This window comes from Halobacillus sp. Nhm2S1 (genome assembly GCF_019599545.1).
GTDB lineage: Bacteria > Bacillota > Bacilli > Bacillales > Halobacillaceae > Halobacillus.
In genome coordinates, this window is sequence record NZ_JAIEZV010000001.1 from 346,456 (window position 1) to 370,910 (window position 24,455).

Below are 24,455 nucleotides of genomic sequence, written 5' to 3' on the forward strand. Positions count from 1 at the left end.
CTGTCGTGGAGCAGAGACATTAGAAAAGGGACAGTTGGTTTTCATCCGGCATGCCCTCTAAGCATCCGAAGTTATCCAGATACTCGAGAACAGTCTTGGAAATACGGCTGCGTTCTCTCAAATCCTGTTTGGATAAGAATTCGCCTTCTTCTCTTGCATTGACGATATTAATGGCTGCGTTTGTTCCTAATCCGTCAACCGCATTAAACGGAGGAATTAACTCGTTGCCTTCAACAAGGAAGTCCGTGGCACTGGAACGGTACAGGTCCACGTTTTTAAATCCATATCCTCTTTCACACATTTCAAGGGATAGTTCAAGAACAGTCATCAAACTCTTTTCTTTTGGTGTGGCGTCGAAACCTTTTTCCTGAATCTCTTTCATGCGCTTGCGGATCGCTTCAGATCCTTTCATCATCGTTTCGAGTTCAAAGTCACTCGCCCTGACAGTAAAGTAAGCAGCATAAAAATAGATCGGATAGTGGACTTTGAAATATGCAATTCTAACAGCCATCAATACATAAGCTGCTGCGTGTGCTTTCGGGAACATGTATTTGATCTTCTTACAAGAATCAATATACCAGTCCGGTACGCCATGTTTTTTCATTTCTTCGATCCACTCATCTTGAAGGCCTCTCCCTTTACGAACGAATTCCATGATCTTAAAGGCAAGAGAAGGATCGAGACCTTTATGCATGAGATATACCATGATATCGTCACGGCACCCGATTACTTCCGGAAGCGTACAGATCCCATCATTGATCAGCTGTTCAGCATTTCCAAGCCACACGTCAGTTCCGTGGGACAAGCCTGAGATGATGACGAGTTCTGCAAATGTTTTCGGCTTTGTATCTTCGAGCATCTGCCTGACAAACCTTGTACCAAACTCGGGGACACCAAGGGTACCTGTTTTACACATGATCTGATCCGCCGTCACTCCGAGTGCTTCAGGTCCGCTGAAGATTTTCATGACTTCAGGATCATCCACGGGGATCTCCTTTTGATCGATCCCACTTAGGTCCTGGAGCATACGGATGACGGTCGGGTCATCGTGTCCGAGTATATCCAGTTTCAAAAGGTTGTCGTGTATGGAGTGGAAATCGAAGTGGGTCGTCTTCCACTCTGATTTCGTATCATCCGCGGGAAACTGGATCGGTGAGAAATCATAGATCTCCATGTCATCAGGGACAACGATAATCCCTCCAGGGTGCTGTCCGCTTGTCCTTTTCACACCTGTACACCCTTGTACGAGACGATCGATTTCAGCATTCTTATAAAGAAGCTGATGGTCTCCGGCGTACCCTTTTACATAGCCATAAGCGGTCTTTTCAGCTATCGTACCGATCGTGCCGGCACGGAACACACTGTCCTCTCCGAACAACTCTTTCGTATAATTGTGTGCATGAGGCTGATATTCTCCTGAGAAGTTCAAGTCGATATCCGGAACCTTGTCCCCTTTAAAGCCTAGGAACGTTTCAAATGGAATGTCTTGACCATCCTTGGTCAGTGATGTACCGCATTCCGGGCAGGCTTTTTCTTCAAGATCAAACCCGCTTCCGACCGATCCATCTGTGAAAAATTCATTATATTGACATGAAGGACACACGTAATGTGGTGGAAGAGGGTTTACCTCAGTAATATCTGTCATCGTAGCAACAAAGGATGAACCGACGGAACCACGGGATCCAACCAGGTACCCGTCTTCTAACGATTTGGTTACAAGTTTCTGGGAGATGAGATAGATGACCGCAAATCCATTTCCGATGATACTATCGAGTTCTTTTTCCAAACGTTTGACGATCAAATCAGGGATAGGCTCACCGTAAATGCTACGTGCTTTGTTATAGGACATTTCACGGATTTCCTGGTCCGCCCCTTCGATGTTGGGCGTATATAAATCATCTTTAACTGGAGACACTTCACCAATCTGTTCAGAAATTTTATGAGTGTTCGTTACGACTAATTCTGTCGCTTTGTCTTTTCCTAAGAAACCAAGCTCATCAATCATTTCATCCGTCGTTTTAAAGTGGACCTCCGGCAGTGTCTGTCTGTTGAGCGGGTTCCCATTTTGGGATGAAATGAGAATTTGACGGTACTGCTTTTCATGAGGCTCTACGTAGTGAGTGTTACCAGTGGCAACCACTGTTTTTCCCATTCTTTCCGCCATAGCGACAAGCCTTTTCAAAATATCGAGGATTTGCGCTTCCGTCTGGACTAGGTCCTTTTCAAGCAAGTGATAATAATTTCCCGGTGGCTGGATTTCAATGTAATCATAAAACTCAGCCACTTTCTCTGCCTCTTCCTCAGATTTCTGCATCATCGTTTCAAAGACTTCGCCCTTGTCACAACCGGATCCTACAAGGATTCCCTCTCTGTTTTTGGCTAAAAGGGAACGAGGGACACGCGGAACACGATAAAAGTAATTCACGTGCGCTTCTGAGACAAGCCGATAAATGTTTTTCAGCCCTGTACTGTTTGTTGCAAGCAGCGTGCAGTGAGAAGGTCGGGAACGTTGGTACGCTTTCCCTTCTCCCATGTAATCGTTGAGATTTTTATGGTTCGTAATTCCTTTCTCCATTGCACGTTTTAAGAGTTTCCAAAGCAGATAGCCTGTGGCTTCGGCGTCATAGATGGCCCGGTGGTGCTGTGTCAATTCGATGTCGAATTTTTTACATAGGGTATTCAACCGGTGGTTCTTTAACTCTGGAACTAGAAAACGAGCGAGCTCTAACGTGTCGATGACCGGATTCGTAGACTTTTCCAGTCCAATATTCTGGTAACCGGCATTCAAAAAGCCCATGTCGAAACTGGCGTTGTGAGCGACAAGGATGTCCTCTCCTGTCCATTCGTGGAAATCTTTGAGTACTTGCTCAATCTCAGGAGCATCCTTGACCATGTCATCTGTAATTCCAGTGAGGTCAATCGTTGTTTGTGACAAAGCTTGATGGGGGTTTGCGAAGGATTCAAATCGATCGATAATTTCGCCCCCCTGCACTTTGACGGCAGCGAGTTCAATAATTTTATCGTAAACAGCAGAAAGACCAGTGGTCTCCACGTCAAAGACTACATATACCGCATCCTCAAGCTCACGATCTTGTTCTTCATAAGCAATGGGAACACCATCATCCACCAAGTTCGCTTCTACACCATAAATGATTTTCACACCATTTTTCTGTCCTGCCGCATGGGCATCGGGATAGGCTTGAACGACAGCATGGTCTGTGATGGCGATCGCTTCGTGACCCCAATCTGCCGCTTGTTTGATCAAACGTGATGGGGAGACAGGTGCATCCATGGCACTCATCGTGGTATGGGCGTGCAGTTCAATCCTTTTCTCACCCTCTGGTGCATTATCTTCTCTCAATTTTGGCTTAACTTCATTGATATCGTTAGCCATCATCGTCAATTCGTTCGTGAAATTATCTGTCTGAATTCCACCTCGCGCTTTAATCCACATGCCCTCTTTCACGTGTTTAAATAGTTCAGCATGGTCGTCTCCTCGTGAGAACATCTTTATGGAGAAAGAATCCGTGTAATCTGTCACTTTCAAGAGTAACAGATGACGTCCGGAACGAAGCTCTTTAATTTCGACATCGAAGATATAGCCCTGGACAGCAATCTTTTTCTCTTCTTCCTGGATTTCCTCCATCGGGATGATATCATCTTGAATCTTGTACCCAATTTCAAGGGGCCCTTTTGGTTTGGAGTCGTCTTTATCTTTGGTTCTTTCCTCTTGTTCTTTCACCGCTTGCTGAACTAGTATTTTGTCTTCTTTTTGACGTTCTTCCTGGAAACGTTTGATTTGTTCCGTTTCTTCTTTCACTCGTGTTGAAAGCATGAAAGAAGGAAGGCCGCACTTGAGACAAAAGCTTTTTAATGGTTCTTCCAATTTTTTTTGAATGGCATGACTCTCAGCTAAGTTCCTACAAGTTAACATAACCTTATTCCCGTTCACTTCAGGCTGCTGCTCCATCAATAAATCTTTGTAGCTTGGTGTTAAATTCGTTAAGGTTTTAATGAAGCTCTGCCAGTATTCAAGCACATCATTCATTGCAAGCTCTTTTTCTGAGGTCTCAATTGTCCACGTTACTTCTGCAATGGAGCGGAAAGTGGCTACAAGTTTGCTTGTAAATAAATCGTAGACAGATGGTGGAAGCGGTTTTGGCATATGAAAATGAAAATGCCACAATTTCTGTTCGCGGTAAACCACCAGCTTCTGCATGCTGCTGTCTTTAAAGTGAGGCTCTATTAGATCATGCGGGAACTGAATCTGTTCCAGCAAATAGTGCATTTTTTCCTTGTTGCTCACACTCAAACGGGATTCCTCCTCTTTCCTAACCCAATACCTGACATGGAAAAACCCTTGCTCTTTCCTTTAGCAAGGGTATAGTTTTCCATAAAAAATATTAGGCTTTGTACCAGTTCTTAATATATTCTAAAACTTCACTAGTTTCTAACTCATCCTGATCGCCTGTTGCACGTTCCTTCACTTCCACAACGCCTTCACCAGCACGCTTTCCTACCGTGATTCTTACAGGTACACCGAAAAGGTCGCTGTCAGCAAATTTCACGCCGGCACGTTCTTTACGATCATCATATAAGACTTCGATCCCTGCATCAAGCAGCATGTCATAGATTTGATCTGCCAATTCTTTCTGTTCATCTTTTTTAGGATTCAATGAAAGCAAATGGACTTGATAAGGGGCGATATTCTTCGGCCACGTAATCCCTCTTTCATCGTGGTATTGTTCTACGATTGCTGCAAGCGTACGCGACACGCCGATACCGTAGGACCCCATGATCATCGTCTTCGCTTTTCCTTGATCATTAAGGAATGTGGCATTCATCCGTTCGGAATAAAATTCACCCAGCTTGAAGACATGTCCAACCTCAATCCCTCGGGCGAACTTGATGATTCCCTCTCCATCCGGTGAGGGATCTCCTTCTTCAATAAACCGCAAGTCAGCATAAGACTTGACCTCAAAGTCTCTCTCAGGTGTTGCATTCTTGAAGTGCCATCCTTCTTCGTTAGCTCCACAAGATACGTTCACCATGGCTTCTACGGCATAATCAGCAACTACTTCCACTTCTTCAGGAACACCAATTGGGCCAAGAGAACCAAATCCTGAACCTAGCAGTCGTTTCGTGTCTTCTTCTGAAGCAAGTTCAACCATATCAGCATCATAAAGGTTTTTCAATTTAACATCATTCACTTCATGATCTCCACGAGTAAGAGCAAGCACAAATTTTTCATCGACTTGGAAAAGGATCGACTTGATCCCTTCCTGTAAATCGTGTCCAAGGAATTCGGCTACATCCTTCATTGTCTTTTGACCCGGAGTTTCGATTTTCTCCAACGCTTGAGGAGTCGCTTGGGACTTCTCATAGGTTGCGACAACCGGAGCCATTTCGATATTGGCTGCATAACGGGAAGTATCTGAATAGGCAATGACATCTTCGCCTACTTCAGATAAAACCATGAACTCATGGGTATCTTTCCCGCCCATGGCGCCTGAGTCTGCGATAACAGCACGGAAGTTCAACCCACAGCGTCTGAATACGTTCGAATAGGCTTCGAACATTTTGTTATAGGTTTCGTCAAGGCTTTCATAGGATTCATTAAAAGAATAGGCATCCTTCATTAAAAATTCTCTTCCTCGTAAAAGACCAAAGCGAGGACGGGCTTCATCACGGAATTTATTTTGAATTTGGAAAACCGTCAAAGGAAGTTGCTTATAACTTTTCACCTCATGTCTTACAAGACTTGTGATGACTTCTTCGTGAGTAGCACCAAGGGCGAACTCCCGGTTGTGGCGGTCGTTCAAACGCATCAGTTCCGAACCGAACGTCGTCCAACGCCCCGTTTCCTTCCAAAGCTCTGAGGGCTCAAGAGCAGGCATCGCCATTTCATGAGCACCGATTTTTTCCATCTCTTCCCTGACGATGTTTTCAACCTTACTTAACACGCGTCGGCCAATTGGCAGGAAGCTATAGATGCCGGATGCAATCTGGCGTATGTAACCAGCACGAACGAGGAGCTGGTGGCTCTTGATTTCAGCATCAGCAGGGTTTTCTTTAAGGGTAGGTATTAACATATGACTTTGTCTCATAAATGCACCTCAGTTCTATATAATCAAAATTTATAAAAGGAGGAAATCGCTAGTCTCAAAGATTCCCTATCTTTTTGACGTTAATAATAAAAGAAGCCGGAAGCCTAGGAATCACCGATCACCTCAGGACTTCCAGCTATAATCAATCACAAGAATAAACGTTGGATATCGTTCCAAGTGACGACGAGCATCAATAACATGAGTAAAGCGAATCCGATGAAGTGAACAATCCCTTCTTTTTGAGGGTCGATCGGTTTCCCTCTCAGCCCTTCAAGGCCTACGAATAAGAGTCGTCCTCCATCCAAAGCAGGAAGTGGAAGCAGGTTTACAATTCCAAGGTTAATACTCAGGATGGATGTCCACATGACAAAATTCGTAAATCCTGTGCGGACAACCTGGTCTGTCGCATCATATATTCCTACAGGTCCTGAAAGCATATCTAATGAAAATTGGCCTGTCACTAATTTACCAAGATTCGTTAAAATCAGTGCTGACCACTCATAAGTTTGTGTGAATCCGAACGTTAATTTCTTCGCGAAAGATTCCTCAAAAGCACGGGACACACCCACTTGCCCGATGGTCGTCTCTCTACTTTCGACGGCGGCAGGCGTGACGTTCACCTGTTGAGTGCCTCCCTCACGATTAACTGTCAACGTTACTTCTTCATCAGGGTGAGCTCGAATGATGGTCGTAAACTCTTCCCACGTACTGACGGATTCTCCGTCCACTGCAACGACTTCATCACCAGCCTGTAGACCAGCCTGAGAAGCCGGGGAGTTCCCCTGGATATCTCCAAGCTTCGCTTCATTCGTAGGAACTCCTTGAATAAAACCAAGAATCATGAACAAGACAATCGCCAAGACGAAGTTCATCATAGGACCAGCGAAAAGCTGCATCGCACGCTGCGGAACAGACTTTGAAGCAAATTGGCGATTATAAGGAGCAATTTGTGTTTCCTTTTCATCCATGACGAACATCGCCTTGGGATCGACTTCAAAGAAGAGCTTTTCGTCTTCATCAATTTCGTAACCTTCAATGACAAGACGGTGATCTAAATCCGCGCGTTCGACCTCAATCACACGCGCATGTGGGTGCTTGTCTTTATTGTTTACGATTATTTTATTTACTTTTCCTGCATCATTGAATTCAAGGCCGATATGGTGGCCAGCTTTCAAATCTACGATTTCTGGATCTTCTCCTGCAACTCGAACATAGCCACCGATGGGAAGAATACGGATTGTGTAAAGAGTTTCATTCCGAGTGAATGCAAAAATCTTAGGTCCAAATCCTATTGCAAATTCCCTTGCGAGCATTCCCGCTCGCTTGGCAAAAATGAGATGCCCCCACTCATGCACGAACACCAAAAGTCCGAACATAAGAATAAATGCAACCACTGTAGTCAAATGAAGCACCTTCCTTTTTTTGCTCTGGGTCATTCTATGGAATGTGATGTTTATAGTGGAAGTGAACCATCATTATTTAGACGGTCGCATAAACTTTTTAAACCACCAGAGCTTTTAGTTTATTTGGAAACGAACTCTTTCCCTTGTTTCCTTATCAATAGAAATTATGGTAGACAAGTCAGGGTTATGAATCCTGTCATGTTTTTCTAAAGCTTGAGCGATGTATTTTTCAATATCAAGAAAAGATATTTTCCCTTCGAGAAACTGTTGGACAGCCTCTTCGTTGGCAGCATTCAGGACCGTCGGCATCGAGCCGCCTGCTTTTCCTGCCTCAAATGCCATTCTCAAACAAGGAAAGCGATCCATGTCCATCTTTTGAAAATTCAATGTTGCGATCTCTTCCAAGTTCAAGTTTTTCGTAATTGGAAGCTCCTTACGCTCAGGATAAGTCAAAGCGTATTGGATGGGTACTTTCATATCCGGTGTTCCAAGCTGGGCAATCACATTGCGATCGACATATTCCACCATAGAATGGATGACACTTTCTCTATGAAGAATAACATGAATCTGGTCATAAGGTACATCAAAAAGCCAATGTGCCTCAATAACTTCTAACCCTTTGTTCATCATCGAGGCAGAATCGATGGTGATTTTTGCGCCCATCTTCCAATTCGGGTGATTTAACGCATCATCGACTGTGACCCCGACAAGTTCTTCTCTTGTTTGGTCACGGAAGCTTCCACCAGATGCAGTAATGATGAGTTTATTGATGTCTTTCCTCTGTTCACCGTTCAAAGCCTGAAAGATAGCCGAATGCTCACTGTCTACAGGGAGAAGGTTGACATTGTGTTTCTTAGCTTCTTCCATGACTAGATGACCGGCTGTCACGAGTGTTTCTTTGTTGGCAATCGCAATTTGTTTTTTTGATTGAATGGCTTTTAAAGTAGCTGGCAAGCCTATGCTCCCCATAACTGCATTCACGACTACATCTACAGGTTCGGCTATACTTGCTTCAATTAAACCCTCTCCACCACAAAGAATCTGTGCGTGGGAGACTTCTTTTTCCAGTTTTCGCTTCGTTTCTTCATCTTGAACGACGATCATAGAAGGATCGAACTCTCGGATCAGAGGAAGAGCTTTTTCGACGTTTCTGCCAAACCCCATGGCATATAAAGAAAATTGATCTGGGTGCAGTCGAAGAACATCAAGAGTTTGAATCCCAATTGAACCCGTTGCCCCAAGTAAAGATACTTGCTTCATTGTTCCATGGCCCCTCTCTCCTAGGAAATAAAGTTAATCAAATGCAGGATCGGTAAAATAAAGATCAAACTGTCGAACCGATCTAATACTCCCCCGTGCCCGGGCAGGATTTTCCCTGAATCTTTGACCGCATAATGTCTCTTGAATGCTGATTCTACGAGATCCCCGATCTGACCTGCAATGGATACAAGGACAGTAACGAGTAACACGATGATCAAGGAATGCTCCAAAGGATATACCAACTGGAAAATTAGAGCAACGACACAAGCGAGAATAATTCCTCCGACGGATCCTTCAATTGTTTTCTTGGGACTGATCTGTGGCCAAAGTTTGTGTTTGCCTAAGGCACGACCAAACAGGTAGGCACCTGTGTCTGTCGCCCAAACAACAAATAGTGCAAAGAAAATATATTCCAACCCTTGCTCTCGTGTTTCCATTAGATAATTGAATCCCATTCCAATATAGATCGCTGATAGTAAAAGAAATCCAGCATCATCAAAAGTGAAGCGGTTTTTGACAAGAACTGTGTAGCTTAGAAGTACAAGCACCGCGAGTAGCGTGATTTCGGATTTTGTAATGATGTTCTCTGAAGTAATGGTTTCATCTAATACCTCATAAGGAAACATCAGAGCCCACATCAGAAGCAAACCAAGTCCAGAGGCTACCGAATAGCGGGCAATCTTTTTCATACGAACCAATTCAAGTAGGGCGATGCTTGCAATGATGTACACAAAAGCCTTAAAAGGCCATCCTCCCAACATCACGATTGGAAGAAAGATGAGTGCTGCAACGATGGCTGTAATTGTTCTTTGTTTCATAAGTCTTTTTCACACCTTATACTCCGCCGAAACGACGTTTACGATTTTGGAAGTCATAAAGAGCTTTTTCAAAATGACTTTCATCAAAGTCCGGCCAATAAACTTCTGTAAACCAGAATTCAGCATAGGCCAGTTGCCATAATAAGAAGTTGCTCAACCTTTGTTCTCCACTCGTCCGGATAAGCAGATCAGGTTCTATCAACTCTGACGTGTACAATTCCTGAGAGAACATGGATTCATCAATCTCTGATATGTCCAATTCTCCTTGTTGTACTTTAGAAGCAATTTGCTTGACTGCATGCACCATCTCAAAACGGCTTCCATAGTTTAGCGCAAAATTGAGGATCAGCCCATCGTTGTCCTTCGTTTTTTCCATCGCTTCTTTGACGGCTTTTTGAGTGTGTGCAGGCAGAACGTCAAAATCACCAATGGTCCGGACTTGGACATTTCTCTCGATCAGTTCAGGCAAATATGTACTTAAAAAATCGACAGGAAGCTTCATGAGGAAGTCTACCTCATTTTTGGGGCGTTTCCAATTTTCCGTAGAAAAAGCATAAAGGGTAAGAACTTTCACACCGACATCGGAAGCATAACGAACGATTCTCTTCACGACGCCCATGCCCTCTTTATGACCGGCAATCCGAGGCATACCTCTATTCTTCGCCCATCGTCCATTTCCGTCCATAATGATCGCAACATGTTTTGGAATATGGCTCTCTTCAAGTCCTAATGGCTCGGTGCGGGGATGCTTTTTATCTTTTTTGAATGGAAACTTGATCGGCATGTTCAATCCTCCAGTCCAATTGTTCCATCTATTTATTATATACTAAATCCAACAAAAATGCCGAAATCCTATAACATGGGTGTACAAAACAGAGGCTTAAGCTGAGCACATAACGACACAGTAAGCTTCCAAAACGTATGAAATGGATCGCGCGTGCCTAACAGCTTCAGCCGAAGGACACCTTAAAAGAATTTTCGCCTTTTAATCGAATGTTTTATACGGCTCAACTAAAATAAAAGCCGCGCTGCCAAACATCTACAGCGCGGCTTGATACACCTTAAGGCATATAGAATTGGAGAATCAAACTTCCATGATTTCCTCTTCTTTTGTTTTTGCAAGTTGATCAATTTTCTCAACGTGCTGGTCTGTAACCTTTTGAACGTCATCTTGATAAGAACGAAGATCATCTTCCGTAAGTTCACCGTCTTTTTCAAGCTTCTTCAGACGGTCGTTGGAGTCACGACGAATGTTACGGATTTGTACTTTCGCTTCTTCAGAATACTTCCCTACAACTTTGGCAAGGTCTTTACGACGTTCTTCTGTCAGTGCAGGGATGTTGATTCTTACAACATTGCCATCACTAGAAGGAGACAAGCCAAGATCCGCTTTTTGGATCGCTTTTTCAATTTCTGCAATCGCACTCTTGTCATACGGTGTAATGACAAGCAGGCGTGGTTCTGGTGCAGAGACTTGTGCCAGTTGATTAAGTGGAGTTGCCGCTCCATAATAATCCACATACACGTTATCAAGGATTGATGGATTCGCACGACCTGCGCGAACCGTTGCAAGCTGACGAGAGAAAGCTTGTGTAGCTTGTTCCATTTGTTGCTTCGTTTCATTAATTACAGCATCAGACATAATTATTTCCCCCTCACAATTGTTCCAATATTTTCGCCCATTACGGCTTTCTTGATGTTTCCGTCCTCTGTTATTGAGAATACCAATAAATCGATATCGTTGTCCATACATAATGATGAAGCTGTAGAATCCATGACACCAAGACCCTCATTTAATACGTCCATGTAAGAGAGCTGATCGTATTTCACAGCATCTTCATTGACTTTAGGATCATCCGTGTACACGCCGTCTACATTGTTCTTCGCCATTAAAATCACATCCGCTTCCACTTCTGCGGCTCTTAAAGCAGCTGTCGTGTCAGTAGAGAAGTAAGGATTCCCTGTCCCAGCCGCAAAAATGACGACGCGTTTCTTTTCTAAATGGCGGATCGCTTTTCTGCGGATATAAGGTTCCGCAACTTGTCTCATTTCAATGGAAGTTTGGACACGGGTCGGAATCCCTAAGTTTTCCAGACTATCCTGAAGAGCGAGGGAGTTCATGACCGTTGCCAGCATTCCCATATAATCAGCGTTTGCACGATCCATCCCCATCTCGGCTCCTACTTTACCACGCCAGATGTTTCCACCTCCGACGACCACAGCGACTTCCACACCGAGTTCAGCCACTTCTTTGACCTGACGGGAGACTGATTTGATAATGCTGGGTTCTAATCCAAACCCTGCTTCTCCACTTAATGCCTCTCCACTTAGTTTTAATACGATACGACGATAGCGAGCAGTAGTCATAGTAACCTCCCGTGTTATAACTATATTCCTCTACATTTTCTTGCACATCTGCAAATATGTAGCATGTTTGAAAATAGGGAACACCGGCAGTGTCCCCTATGTTTCATAATCATTATTTTTTAACTTGGTTCATAACTTCATCAGCAAAGTTTTCTTCGCGTTTTTCCATACCTTCTCCAACTTCGAAGCGATCGAAACCAGTGATTTGTCCACCAGTAGATGCTACGAATTGTTTTACTTTCTGGTCTGGATCTTTAACGAAACTTTGGTCAAGAAGGCAGATTTCTTCGAAGAACTTGTTCAAACGGCCTTCGACCATTTTCTCAACGATGTTTTCAGGCTTGCCTTCATTCATCGCTTGAGTTTTAAGCATTTCACGCTCTTTATCTGCTTCTTCTTGTGGAATTTCGTCACGGGAAACGTAACGAGGGTTTACAGCGGCAACGTGCATCGCAACGTCTTTCGCTGCAGACTCATCTGTAGAGCCTTCAAGGACAGTCAACACACCGATGTTTCCGCCCATGTGAAGGTAAGCACCGAATGCATCGTTGTCAGTTTTTTCTTTAATTACGAAACGACGTAGGGAAATCTTCTCACCGATTTTCGCTACGCGTTCTGTGATATAGCTGCTAAGTACTTCTCCATCACCGTGAAGCTTCTGCTCTAGTGCTTCTTCTACTGTTGCAGGCTTCTGAGTAAGCAAGTGCTGACCAAGGTCTTTTAGCAAGTCTTTGAACTGGTCGTTCTTCGTAACGAAGTCTGTTTCACAGTTTACTTCGAAAAGTACAGCCGTGTTACCGGAAATTTCAATTGCAGCAGAACCTTCTGCAGCAATACGATCAGCTTTTTTAGCTGCCTTGGAAATTCCCTTCTCACGCAACCATTCCATTGCTTTATCCATGTCACCATCAGTTTCAGTAAGTGCTTTCTTACAATCCATCATACCAGCACCCGTTTTTTCACGAAGTTCTTTTACCATTTTAGCGTTTACAGCCATTGTAAAGCCTCCTTATTAGTTGCATATAAGTATAGCTCTTGCGTTTCGGAACGCTTGAGCTGTTGTGGATTCTTTAAAAAAGGTGATAAAGGTATACCCCCTTATCACCTTTTGAACCTTCTTACTCTTGAGCAGCCTCTACAGCAGCTTCAGTTTCTTCCGTTGTTTCTGTTTCTTCCCCTTGTTTTGCTTCAAGGACAGCGTCTGCCATCTTAGAAGTCAACAATTTAACGGCACGGATTGCATCATCGTTTGCAGGGATGACATAATCGATTTCGTCTGGGTCACAGTTTGTATCAACGATACCTACAACTGGAATATTCAATTTGTGAGCTTCAGCAATCGCGATGCGCTCTTTACGAGGATCGATTACGAACATTGCGTCTGGAAGGCTCTTCATTTCTTTAATACCGCCTAGGAATTTAACAAGACGATCTTTTTCTTTAAGCATGTCGACCACTTCTTTTTTAGGAAGTACATCGAAAGTACCGTCTTCTTCCATGCGCTCAATGTCTTTAAGACGATTGATACGCTTGCGGATGGTTTCAAAGTTCGTTAGGGTACCACCCAACCAACGCTGGTTGATGTAATACATGCCACAACGAGTCGCCTCGTCACGAACTGTATCCTGAGCTTGTTTTTTCGTACCTACGAAAAGGATGTTACCGCCGTCAGCAGCGACCTCTTTTACGTAGTTAAATGCTTCATCAACCTTCTTCACTGTTTTTTGCAGGTCGATGATGTAGATCCCGTTACGCTCCGTGAAGATGTATTTTTTCATCTTTGGATTCCAACGACGGGTTTGGTGTCCAAAGTGAACACCAGCTTCAAGTAGCTGTTTCATAGAAATTACAGACATGATAGTTCCTCCTGTTTGGTTTTTTTAGTATCCTCCGCCTCTTTCATCTTCTCTAGTGAACTCTAAAAAAGAGCAACCTCACTTGAGAATCCAAAGGCGTGCGTATTGACACCGTCAGTAAATATATCATAACACACGGGGGCATTCAAGTTTTTTTCATAGGTTTTTGATGAATTTTGAGGAGTAATTCGATTTCCGTCTTCCCTTTGTCCATTTTTTTAGCAATTTGGTCTATACTATACCCTTTTTCCTTCAATTCGAATACCTGTGAATGAAAAGACGGCTGATAGCTTTCCATTACATGCAGTCCAGGAGGGGAATAGCTGGATGAAGAACCATTGGTTGTAATGATTTCCTTTTCAGAGTGGCCCTCTATTTCTTCTTCTTTGTTTTCCTTTTGAGAGCTGTGAAAATCAGAATAGCTATTCTTCTTCTCAATGAGGCTTTCCATCCGTCTATTCTCTTCTTTGATTTCCATTAAATACGATGTGAAGAGATCCTCAATTTCAGATGCTACTTGTTTTTGCCTAAGTTCGAGTTCTTCTGTCTTACGTACTTTATTCATCATAATGAATAGTGTAAAAAGCAGTACACCATCAATAATGAAGCTTGAGATCAATAAAAACACTGTCATATCTATCCACACCATTCATTTCTGATCCGATTTCCAGTCCATAACTAACACTACTGCAGACCATAATTTCACCCTGCACTAAGAAGGCCTAATTATCAAGGCATTCCTACATTCTTGTTAAAACAGCAGTTTTCAGCGCCTTTGACCTTTACGAATCTCAAATTCTGCAGGAAGGAAGCTTACAGATTCTACTTTATTGAGCGGAGACGGATCGATCCATTTCTTCAGCTCGACCGACTACACGGTAACAATTTCTTGCAAAGCACCTTTAAGCTTATAGATCGCTTTCGCATGAATTTGGGAGATCCGGGAGGTCGTCAATTCTAAAACTTGACCAATCTCCGTTAAAGTAAGCTCTTCATGATAGAAAAGGCTGATGACTAGTTGCTCCTTCTCGTTTAAGCGGTCGATCTCTCTCGCTAACTCTATGTAATTTTCTTTTTTGATTACCGTTTCTGAAGGAGTAGACGTTTGATCATCCGGGATTGCATATCCAATCCCTTCTTTATGATCCTCTCTTCCATCATTCGGTTTTTCTTCCATAGAGAGGACATTTGCAAAAAGAGAGTCCTTGACGGTTTCCTCTACCTCTTCTGAAGATATGTGCAAGGCTTCGGCAATTTCGTTGGAACTTACGGGACGCTGGAACTCCTGCTCCAGCTTTTCTGTCATCTGTTCGATTTTTTTAGATCTGTCCCTTACTGATCTTGGAAGCCAGTCTTCTTTTCTTAAACCATCCATGATCGACCCTCTGATACGGAAGGAGGCATACGTATCAAATTTGAGATCTCTTGTTCGATCAAATTTTTTCAGTGCATCATAAAGGCCTAACATCCCTAAACTTCTCACGTCATCTTTACTTACGCTCTTCGGTAAGTGAGCGGAGATCCTCTGGACATGGTAGCTCACTAAATAGTCGTACTGCTGTACCAATTGATTTGCGGCCTCTCCATCCTGCTCATTTGTCCATAGATTCCACCACTGTTGTTCTTGAGGAGATAAACAGCTGGCCATTCCAATCCTCCCCGTCCTTTAATTGTTTAATATTCTCAAACATCTCACGTGTCTTCATTTAATAATTCCCGCACCATTTTCGATGTTTCTACTGCATCCACATTCAATGATGATGCTGATTGAGCGGTGTCATGATTGTCTTCAGCTGTATCGCCCGGTGCTGTGATGAAACTCCAAAACGAACGAAACAAATAAGAGAGTATAAAAAAACTAAAAAAGCCTATGGTCCCTCTATTGATAGCTGTATCAAAAGTCGTCACTTGAGTGCTGATCGCAAATACAAAAAGAAAAGCAAACACAGCAGCCGATAAATTCCACAAAAGTGTTCCTTTCATCAAATGACACTCTCCCCTTGATTTACTTTCCTAATATGGAGGTCCATCGTTTCAGGATTAAATTCAATCGTACGTCCGCTCCTGCCGCCGACATCTTCCGCCAGAATCGGTATATTTAGGGTTTGAAGATTCTCTTTTACCGCATCCACGTTTCTCGGACCTATGCGCATCGTGTCACTGGAAGATGTGAACTGAAACATTTGCGCCCCGCCCGCCAATTTCGCTTTTAAACGGTAGCGGGAAGCTCCAGCAGAAATAAGAGCTGCAATCAAATCTTCAATCGCTGTGTCTGCGTATTTTGCTCTTTTCATCCCCTGGTTTCTAGCCAGGGAAGCCTCAGGGAGCATGACATGAGCCATTCCCGCCAACCTTTTTAAGTCATCATAAAGGACAATTCCGACACAGGATCCAAGCCCTGAAGTCCGGATCACATCCGGAGAATGAACAATTCCCAAGTCTCCGATACCAATCCTCACAACCTGTCCTTCCTTAATCATCTACACACACTCCTAAGGAAGAAAAAATCTTCTGATAGGAGGGAGGGTCAGGAAAGAGGAAGAAATGACCTTCCAGGAATTCATCTTCTCTTCCTTCTCTATCCGTGAGAGAAGTCTTGATGACAATGGCTGCATCACTCACATGCGAGAGCTCAATTAAACCCGTGCTTAAAATAGCCCCGACCATATCTTGAGCTATTGATGGAACCGTAGATTGAAGCTCCAACTCTGTAAAATCGCAAAGCGCAGTAAGGTATGCACCTGATAGGATATTTCCTAATTCCCTCAAAGCGGAAAATGCCATTTCAGAATGATCCTCAAATCCTTGGGCGCTGCCGGTCATCAGCTCTACAAAGCGATGCGCTTGAGAAGGGGCCATGATAAAGAACATGGAGCCAGGAGCATCTCCCTCCATTCTTTGAAAGATGCTGACCATTTCTGTATCTGCTCCCCCGGCAAGGTCCATGACCTGATCAAAGTCCACAACTTCCACACCGGGGACATGCATCTCTATTTTCTTATGTAACAGATTCGATAGAGATGTTGCCGCATGGCCTGACCCAATGTTGCCGATTTCTTTTAGAACATCCAACTGAATTGGACTAAACCCTTCTGTGAAATTCCCTGAATTAGACATAAAGCTCATTCAACTCATGGACATCATCTTTAGCGAGAACTTTTTCTAAGTTCAATAGAATAAACAGACGCTGCTCTCTTTTGGATACACCTTGGATATACTCAGCTTCTACGGTGCCTACCACTTCAGGTGGGGGTTCGATGCTTTCTTCTTCAAGGTCCAGGACGTCGTTCGCAGCATCCACGATTAAACCAACATTTATTTCATGGATTTGCACGGTAATGATCCTTGTTGCATCCGTGTCATTCACTTCTTCAATCCCGAACCTCTCTCTCAAGTCAATGACTGGTGTGACGACCCCCCTCAAATTCAGAACACCTTTTACAAATGATTTTGTGCCTGGGACACGAGTGATCGGCATCATTCGCTCGATGGAACCTACTAGATCAACCGGTACGGTGTATTCTTCATCATTGATTTGAAAAACGATCACTTTCAGTTTTTTGTTATCTTCTGCCACTTTCTGTTCCCTCCCTTGTTACTTGATTAAAGCATTGCTGTCGAGGATTAAGGCTACTTGACCATCTCCTAGAATTGTCGCACCAGAAATAGCGAAAGCACCGGATAAATAATCACCCAAAGACTTCAAGACGACTTCTTGCTGTCCAATAAATGAATTGACGACAAGAGCGGCCATCTTTTCTCCTTTTCTCACGATTACGACGGAATAGTAATCCTCTTCTTCTAATTCTTCCGGTACACTCAGCACATCTTTTAAAAAGACGAGAGGTACCACTTTCCCGCGGAAGTCGATGACTTTTTTATTATGCGCATGCATAATTTCTTCCTTTTTTACAATGGCCGTTTCGATAATCGATGAGAGCGGTACAGCGTATTTTTCTTTTTGGACTTCTACGAGCATGACGGAAATGATCGAAAGGGTGAGTGGAAGTTGAATGGAGAAGACACTTCCCTCATCGGGTATCGAATCAACAGAAATGTTACCACCAAGGGACTCGATTGTGCTTTTTACTACATCAAGTCCGACCCCTCTGCCTGAAACATCAGAAATGGTATCAGCTGTTGAAAAACCGCTTTCCATGATCAAATCGTACACTTGAGAGTCGGTCATTGACGCTGCCTGTTCATCTGTGACCACACGATTGTTTACCGCCTTTTGGACGACTTTGTCACGGGCTATACCACCGCCATCATCCGTTATTTCAATGAACACATGATTTCCACTATGGTATGCTTTCAGCTCCAGCTTACCCGTGGCAGGCTTTCCTTTGGCTTCCCTTTCTTCCGGTCCTTCAATGCCGTGATCGATCGCATTACGAATCAGATGAACGAGAGGATCACCGATTTCATCGATAACGGTACGATCCAGCTCCGTTTCTGCGCCGACCACACTCAAATCGATTTTCTTATTCAGATCTTTAGAGAGCTGACGGACCATTCTGGGGAATCGATTGAATACCTGCTCGACCGGGACCATACGCATGTTCAGGATAATGCTTTGCAGATCCCCGGAAATCCTTGTCATTCTTTCAACCGTTTCACGCAGTTCGGTGTGCTTCAGATCATCCGATATTTGCTCGAGGCGTCCCCGGTCAATAACAAGCTCCTCAAACAAGTTCATAAGAGCATCGAGTCGATCTATGTTAATTCGAATCGTTTTGTTCCCTACCTGCTTACCATCTTTTTCTTCTTTTTGAAGCGGCTTTTCTTGTGGAGCCATTTCTTTCTGCAGAGGGTTTGATTCCTCTTTCCTCTCTTCTGAAACTTGATAGAGATCAACATGCACAGATTCAATTTCGGATACCTTCTTAATTTGTTCCTCTATGTCCTCTGAAGAATCTTCCGTTACAAGCAGAACATGGAAAGACGTTTCAAATTCTTCATTTTCCAAAGCTTCAACAGATGGGGATGACTTAATAACATCCCCTGCTTGCTCTAGGATTTCAAAAACCATATAGACGCGTGCGGCTTTCAAAAGACAATCTTCTCTTAATTCCACTTTAATCTGGTAATTGTTTTTTCCTAGTTCACTAGATTGTTCCAGGGCTGCTTTTGTGTATTCATCAACCGAAAGCACGGGGGTAGATTCAGCCTTACGTGATGCAGCTGATTCCGAAACAAGGGCTGCTTCTCCCCCACCGTTTTCAATGGTTCTTAAAAGCTCGACGACCCTCTCGACGTTTCTTTCTCCAGATCCACCTTCTGAAATATCAATGACCATCGCTTCCAAATCATCAACTGAATCAAAAACGACATCCAAAATACCTTCATCCACTTTCACCTTTTCATTCCGTACAGCATCAAGGACATTTTCCATTTTATGTGTCAGATTAGAAAGATCTTGATACCCCATCGTTGCTGACATGCCTTTTAATGTATGGGCAGACCTGAAGATTTCATTGACGATGGAAAGGTCTTGAGGGTTCTTCTCCAAACGTAATAGTTGGTCGTTGATGGATTGCAAGTGCTCTTTACTTTCATCAATAAAAACTTCCAAGTACTGATTGGTTTCCATGGGACTACCTCCTTTTATTTTGAAGAGATTCTACTATACTGCGACTGATTTCATTAAGTTTTTGGACCTCATCAGCAAGACCTGACTTCACGATTGCCTTTGGCATACCGTACACGATGCACGTACGTTCATCTTCCGCAATCGTGAAGGCTTTTCTCCCTTTTTCCTTCATGGCGAGGATTCCTTCTAAACCATCGGATCCCATCCCTGTCATGATGACAGAGGTAATGGAGATGTCTGGTAGTTTGGCGATGGAAGAAAACATCACGTTGACGGAAGGTCTGTGACCATTGAGAGGCTCCGATTCATTTAACTGAATAAAAAGGCGCTGATGATGTTTTACAACTTCCATGTGATACCCACCTGGAGCGATATAGGCAACCCCATTATGTACTTCCTCCATGTGTTCAGCTTCCTTCACTGAAATTTCAGACAGGCGATCGAGACGAGAAGCTAAAGATTTTGTAAACCCCCTCGGCATGTGTTGAACCACTAAGACAGGAGCAGGAAGGCTTTTAGGAAGAGACCCCAAAACTTCCTGTAAAGCTCTAGGTCCACCTGTGGAAGTACCGATGGCAATCAGGTTGTCTTCCTCTTTCATATCTTCAGGAACTCGGACTCTTTCAGTGGAGCTTTCGGACGGCGGCTTTACCTTGGCCTCCCCTGCAATAAGAACCTTACGGATGATATCTTTGTCTACTTTTTCCATGTCAAGAGAAATGGAACCAGATGGCTTCTGAATAAAGTCGACGGCACCAAGGCTCATGGCTTTCATCGTGCTTTCTGCACCCTCCTGGGTCAGACTGGACACCATAACAACAGGGAGCGGAGAGTTTTCCATGATCGCTTCTAATGCCTCTAAACCGTCCATCACCGGCATTTCTATATCCATCGTTACGACATCAGGACGTAAGTCAGCTAACTTATCCAGGCAGTCTTTTCCGTTTCTCGCAGTCCCGACTACATGAATCCGATGGTCTTTTTCTAAAATGTCCGTCAATACTCGCCTCATAAAGGCGGAATCATCGACTATTAATACCCTCATCTGTTTCATCTCTCTACCTCTCAAAAACAAATCTTTTTAATTTATCTACAAATGATCGTGGGGACGATTGAAGATGACCCTCGTTCAAGTAACTTTGCACCAATTTCTCAATGGCACGGCTCACACTACTATTAGGTCTGTCAATCACAAATGGCCGTTGCTTGTTAACCGCTTCAATTACAGACCTGTCATCAGGTAAAACACCTAATAGAGTCACTTCTGAATCTAAGAATCTCTTGACTACGAGCGATAGACGATCGAAAGTAGCCCTGCCATTTTTTTCGCTAAGTGAACGGTTTACTAGGATTTTAAGCGGCAGATTTTTGTCTTTATGTACCAGGTGCTTGATCATCGCGTAACCGTCCGTGATCGAAGTTGGTTCTGGTGTAGTCACAACGATCACCTCATGGGCCGAGCTGATAAAATTCAGGCTGTCTTGAGTGGCACCCGCGCCCATGTCAAAGAGGATGTAATCAAAAGATTTGGCAAGCTTTTCGTATTCGTCTTGGAAATAGGTGAATTTTTCTTGGTCAAGTTCAAAAATGTGGGAGAGTCCCGAACCACCAGCGATATAAGGTAAGGATTCTGGTCCTAGTTCAATAATATCATGGATCGACATCTCTTCCCGAAATAAGTCGACAAATGTTCGTGTAGGTGACTTCCCCATTAAAATATCGATGTTTCCCATTCCGATATCTAAATCAAAAATCAATACCTTCTTCCCATTTTTCATGAGCTGCAATGCAAAGTTGATAGAAAAATTCGATTTCCCCACTCCACCTTTTCCACTTGCAATGGCTATGGTTTTAGCTTGTGGTTTCCCTTCCAGTTCCTGCATTCGTCTGCGAAGGATTTCAGCTTGATCTTTCATCTGCAAACCCCTCCATCACTTCTCTTGCAAGACCCATAGCGGAGGCTGTTTTAATATCGTCTGGTACATTTTGACCATCTGTTAAATAAGCAACTCCTACATGATGAGTCAAGACCATATTAACGGCATTTCCCTTTCTTGCGGTTTCATCCACTTTCGTGAAAATCAACTGATGGATCGGAATATCCTTAAATTGTTCGAAGATCTCGCTCATGTCTGTGAATTTACTCGTCAGTCCTAATACAAGAAAATTATCCGATTCCTCGTCAAAATCAATCATCTTTTGAAGTTCTTGGATGAAAGCTGGATCCCTAAAATTCCTTCCAGCGGTATCCACAAGTACGAGGTCGAAATCTTGAAAGCGTTTCTTAGCTTTCTTATAGTCTTCCATGCTATAGGCAACTTCGAGAGGTATATCGAGGATCTTTGCATACGTCTTCAATTGATCGATGGCAGCAATCCGGTAAGTATCTGTTGTGATAAACCCTACTTTAAGTTGATGATTTAACGAAGCATCCGCCGCGAGTTTCGCGAGCGTTGTTGTCTTCCCAACACCCGTTGGCCCTACTAAATGGATGAATTTCTTATCAAAAGCAGGCTTGCCAAACCCCTTTTGTTTCATAGACTCATACAATTCCATTCTCAGGAGGTTTTCAATCTCGGCTAAATCGTCAAAGCTGCCTCCCATCTCTAACAGACGTTCCATCACATTTCCGGCCACATCTTCAGAGACTTCCTGACCCAATAGGAACTGATAGGCCATTTCAAGCTTCTCAGGATAGGCTTCCTTAGGGTTTTGGATGAGGGACCTTAGATTTTTCAACTCTTCCATGATTTCACGATTGGGATTGACCGGCGCTGCAGATTTTCCCTCTCTCTCCTCCGTTTTTGCAGCCAGATCTGTCATTTGTTGATGCTCCTCCGAAGGGTCAATGGCAGCAATAACTTCTGTGAACTCTTTTTTGAAAAGCCCTAGAAATCCACCCGATTTCTTTACTTTGGAATTAAGGATCACTGCATCGGTTCCTAATTCGGCTCTTACTTTTTTCATGGCTTCCGGCATTGTTGCAGCTTGGAATTTTTTCACTCTCACGCTACATTCACCACCCCTACACTCTGGACTTCGACCGTTGGATCTAATTCGTTATAAGATAATACAACGACTTGTGGCAAGAAACGATCGAGAAGTTGCTTTACATACATCCGTACCGCTGGTGAGCATAGAAGAATGGCGGTCTCTTCCTGTAAGGACATTTGTTCGACTTGTTCTGCAATGGCTGAAATAATGGTTTGCTGACTTTCAGGATCAAGAGCTAAATAACTTCCATGCTCCGTCTGTTGAATATGATCAGCTATGATCTTTTCTACTTTTCCGGAAACGGTAATGACTTTTACTAATTGATTGTCTTTTTTATACTGGTTCGTAATCTGCGCAGACAATGATTGTCTCGCATATTCAGCTAACAGCTCTGTATCATTGGTCATTTTGGCAAAATCAGCGAGCGTTTCAAATATGACAGGAAGATTTTTCACTGATACATTTTCCCGCAGTAATTTCGCAAGTACTTTTTGTACATCTCCGACACGAAGTGGATCTGGTGTCACTTCTTCTACTAAAATTGGGTAAGATTCTTTCAAATGGTCGATGAGCTGTTGTGTTTCCTGTCTTCCGAGCAACGCATGCGCCTGCTGTTTAATCACTTCTGTAATATGTGTCGAAACGACAGATGGTGGATCCACAACCGTATAACCCGATAATTCTGCTTCATCTTTCTGGTCCTCTGTAATCCATTTAGCTGGAAGGCCAAACGCAGGTTCCTGGGTTTCGATGCCGTCAATTCCATCATCATCTCCTGGACTCATCGCTAAGTAATGGTCCAATAACAGTTCTCCTTGAGCTACTACGTTGCCTTTCACTTTAAGACGGTATTCATTCGGATTCAGTTGGATGTTGTCTCTTATCCTCACTACAGGGATGACAATGCCTAGTTCAATCGCCAGCTGCCTCCGGATCATGACGATCCTGTCTAGAAGATCCCCTCCCTGGTTCGTATCCGCAATCGGGATTAAGGCATAACCAAATTCAAACTCAATCGGATCCATGCTAATCAAGTTCACTACACTTTCTGGTGATTTCATTTGATCGCTCTCCGCTTCATCCATCTCTTCTGGCTCTTCGAATTCCGGTTCTTTTTCCTGTCGGGATAACCAATATCCCCCGAAAGCGAGAACAGCAGCAATCAGAGTGGTCAGGAAGAATGGAATCGGAGTCAAACCAAGCAGGAAAATGGTCGCTGCAGCAATGTAAAGCAACTTCGGATACCGCAGCAGCTGACTTGTGACATCTGAACTCAAATTCCCTTCGGAAGCCACTCTCGTTACGACAATCCCAGTCGCTGTCGAGATGAGGAGAGCAGGGATTTGACTGACGAGGCCGTCCCCAACTGTTAAACGCATGTATGTATCAATCGCTTCGCTGAAAGACATTCCCATCTGGACCATACCGATGATCAAACCGAAGATAATATTGATTAAAACGATAATGATTCCAGCGATCGCATCTCCTTTAACGAATTTACTCGCCCCGTCCATCGCTCCATAGAAGTCGGCTTCATTTTCAATTTTCGCCCTGCGTTCTTTTGCCTGGTGTTCATTAATCATTCCTGCATTGAGGTCTGCATCAATGCTCATCTGTTTCCCTGGCATTGCGTCCAATGTAAAACGGGCCGCAACTTCAGAAACTCTCTCGGCACCTTTTGTGATGACAAGAAATTGGATGATGACTAAAATCACGAAGACTACAAACCCGACTAGTGGGTTGCCCCCGATGACGAACGTTCCAAATGTCGCAATGACTCCCCCGGCTTCTGCCTCTGAGAGAATGGAACGTGTGGTGGAAACGTTCAACCCCAACCGGAATAAAGTAAGTAATAATAACAAAGTCGGGAAGACGGCAAACTGCAAGGCTTCATCCATGTTCATGGACACAAGGATGACAATAAGGGCAAGGGTAATATTGATCAGTATGAAAAAGCTAAGGAGCCACCCAGGCAATGGTATGACAAGCATGACGATAATTAAAATCACGCCGATAAGAACAGATAAATCTCTTGCTGACATAGGGTCTACTCCTTT

The 24,455-nt window shown here is 43.6% G+C and carries 21 protein-coding genes; all 21 read right to left on the reverse strand.

Annotation, left to right across the window (positions count from 1 at the left end; all coding sequences use genetic code 11):
- Positions 1–19: 19 nt before the first annotated feature.
- Positions 20–4,312, reverse strand: coding sequence for a PolC-type DNA polymerase III (locus K2225_RS01775; protein ID WP_220583219.1), 4,293 nt, complete (start codon positions 4,310–4,312; stop codon positions 20–22).
- Positions 4,313–4,403: 91 nt separating this feature from the next.
- Entirely contained in the window at positions 4,404–6,107 is a 1,704-nt protein-coding gene (locus tag K2225_RS01780; protein ID WP_220583220.1) for a proline--tRNA ligase, read from the reverse strand.
- Positions 6,108–6,253: 146 nt separating this feature from the next.
- Positions 6,254–7,510: an RIP metalloprotease RseP gene (gene rseP / locus K2225_RS01785; RefSeq protein WP_220583221.1), complete on the reverse strand. Its 1,257-nt coding sequence runs from the start codon at positions 7,508–7,510 to the stop codon at positions 6,254–6,256.
- Between the two features lie 114 nt (positions 7,511–7,624).
- Positions 7,625–8,770 (reverse strand): 1-deoxy-D-xylulose-5-phosphate reductoisomerase, encoded by a 1,146-nt coding sequence (dxr, locus tag K2225_RS01790; protein WP_220583222.1) that lies wholly within the window; start codon positions 8,768–8,770, stop codon positions 7,625–7,627.
- Between the two features lie 20 nt (positions 8,771–8,790).
- Entirely contained in the window at positions 8,791–9,588 is a 798-nt protein-coding gene (locus K2225_RS01795) for a phosphatidate cytidylyltransferase (RefSeq protein WP_220583223.1), read from the reverse strand.
- Between the two features lie 16 nt (positions 9,589–9,604).
- Complete coding sequence (locus K2225_RS01800; RefSeq protein WP_220583224.1) at positions 9,605–10,372, reverse strand: undecaprenyl pyrophosphate synthase; 768 nt, start codon at positions 10,370–10,372, stop codon at positions 9,605–9,607.
- Between the two features lie 300 nt (positions 10,373–10,672).
- On the reverse strand, positions 10,673–11,230 hold the full coding sequence (frr, locus tag K2225_RS01805; RefSeq protein WP_089652385.1) for a ribosome recycling factor: 558 nt from the start codon (positions 11,228–11,230) through the stop codon (positions 10,673–10,675).
- 2 nt (positions 11,231–11,232) lie between these two features.
- On the reverse strand, positions 11,233–11,955 hold the full coding sequence (gene pyrH / locus K2225_RS01810) for a UMP kinase (RefSeq protein ID WP_146816405.1): 723 nt from the start codon (positions 11,953–11,955) through the stop codon (positions 11,233–11,235).
- A 112-nt stretch (positions 11,956–12,067) separates the two neighbouring features.
- On the reverse strand, positions 12,068–12,952 hold the full coding sequence (gene tsf, locus K2225_RS01815; RefSeq protein ID WP_220583225.1) for a translation elongation factor Ts: 885 nt from the start codon (positions 12,950–12,952) through the stop codon (positions 12,068–12,070).
- Positions 12,953–13,073: 121 nt separating this feature from the next.
- Complete coding sequence (rpsB, locus tag K2225_RS01820) at positions 13,074–13,811, reverse strand: 30S ribosomal protein S2 (RefSeq protein WP_074734064.1); 738 nt, start codon at positions 13,809–13,811, stop codon at positions 13,074–13,076.
- Positions 13,812–13,956: 145 nt separating this feature from the next.
- Positions 13,957–14,445: a hypothetical protein gene (locus K2225_RS01825; RefSeq protein WP_220583226.1), complete on the reverse strand. Its 489-nt coding sequence runs from the start codon at positions 14,443–14,445 to the stop codon at positions 13,957–13,959.
- Positions 14,446–14,682: 237 nt separating this feature from the next.
- Positions 14,683–15,459: a FliA/WhiG family RNA polymerase sigma factor gene (locus K2225_RS01830; protein WP_220583227.1), complete on the reverse strand. Its 777-nt coding sequence runs from the start codon at positions 15,457–15,459 to the stop codon at positions 14,683–14,685.
- Positions 15,460–15,503: 44 nt separating this feature from the next.
- Positions 15,504–15,797 carry a hypothetical protein gene (locus tag K2225_RS01835; protein WP_220583228.1) on the reverse strand — a complete coding sequence of 98 codons (294 nt, stop codon included), beginning with the start codon at positions 15,795–15,797 and terminating at the stop codon, positions 15,504–15,506.
- Positions 15,794–16,291 carry a chemotaxis protein CheD gene (locus tag K2225_RS01840; RefSeq protein ID WP_220583229.1) on the reverse strand — a complete coding sequence of 166 codons (498 nt, stop codon included), beginning with the start codon at positions 16,289–16,291 and terminating at the stop codon, positions 15,794–15,796. The genes K2225_RS01835 and K2225_RS01840 overlap by 4 nt, the downstream gene beginning before the upstream one ends.
- Entirely contained in the window at positions 16,284–16,928 is a 645-nt protein-coding gene (locus tag K2225_RS01845) for a chemotaxis protein CheC (protein ID WP_220583230.1), read from the reverse strand. The genes K2225_RS01840 and K2225_RS01845 overlap by 8 nt, the downstream gene beginning before the upstream one ends.
- A complete protein-coding gene (locus tag K2225_RS01850) occupies positions 16,921–17,388 on the reverse strand; it encodes a chemotaxis protein CheW (protein ID WP_220583231.1) in 468 nt (155 codons plus the stop codon). Before K2225_RS01850 ends, K2225_RS01845 begins: the two co-directional genes overlap by 8 nt.
- Before the next feature lie 18 nt (positions 17,389–17,406).
- Positions 17,407–19,404 (reverse strand): chemotaxis protein CheA, encoded by a 1,998-nt coding sequence (locus K2225_RS01855; RefSeq protein WP_220583232.1) that lies wholly within the window; start codon positions 19,402–19,404, stop codon positions 17,407–17,409.
- 4 nt (positions 19,405–19,408) lie between these two features.
- Positions 19,409–20,458, reverse strand: coding sequence for a protein-glutamate methylesterase/protein-glutamine glutaminase (locus tag K2225_RS01860; protein ID WP_220583233.1), 1,050 nt, complete (start codon positions 20,456–20,458; stop codon positions 19,409–19,411).
- Between the two features lie 4 nt (positions 20,459–20,462).
- Complete coding sequence (locus K2225_RS01865; protein ID WP_220583234.1) at positions 20,463–21,320, reverse strand: MinD/ParA family protein; 858 nt, start codon at positions 21,318–21,320, stop codon at positions 20,463–20,465.
- A complete protein-coding gene (flhF, locus tag K2225_RS01870) occupies positions 21,304–22,413 on the reverse strand; it encodes a flagellar biosynthesis GTPase FlhF (RefSeq protein WP_220583235.1) in 1,110 nt (369 codons plus the stop codon). The genes K2225_RS01865 and flhF overlap by 17 nt, the downstream gene beginning before the upstream one ends.
- Positions 22,410–24,440, reverse strand: a complete 2,031-nt coding sequence (gene flhA / locus K2225_RS01875) for a flagellar biosynthesis protein FlhA (protein WP_220583236.1) — start codon at positions 24,438–24,440, stop codon at positions 22,410–22,412. Before flhA ends, flhF begins: the two co-directional genes overlap by 4 nt.
- Positions 24,441–24,455: the final 15 nt, after the last annotated feature.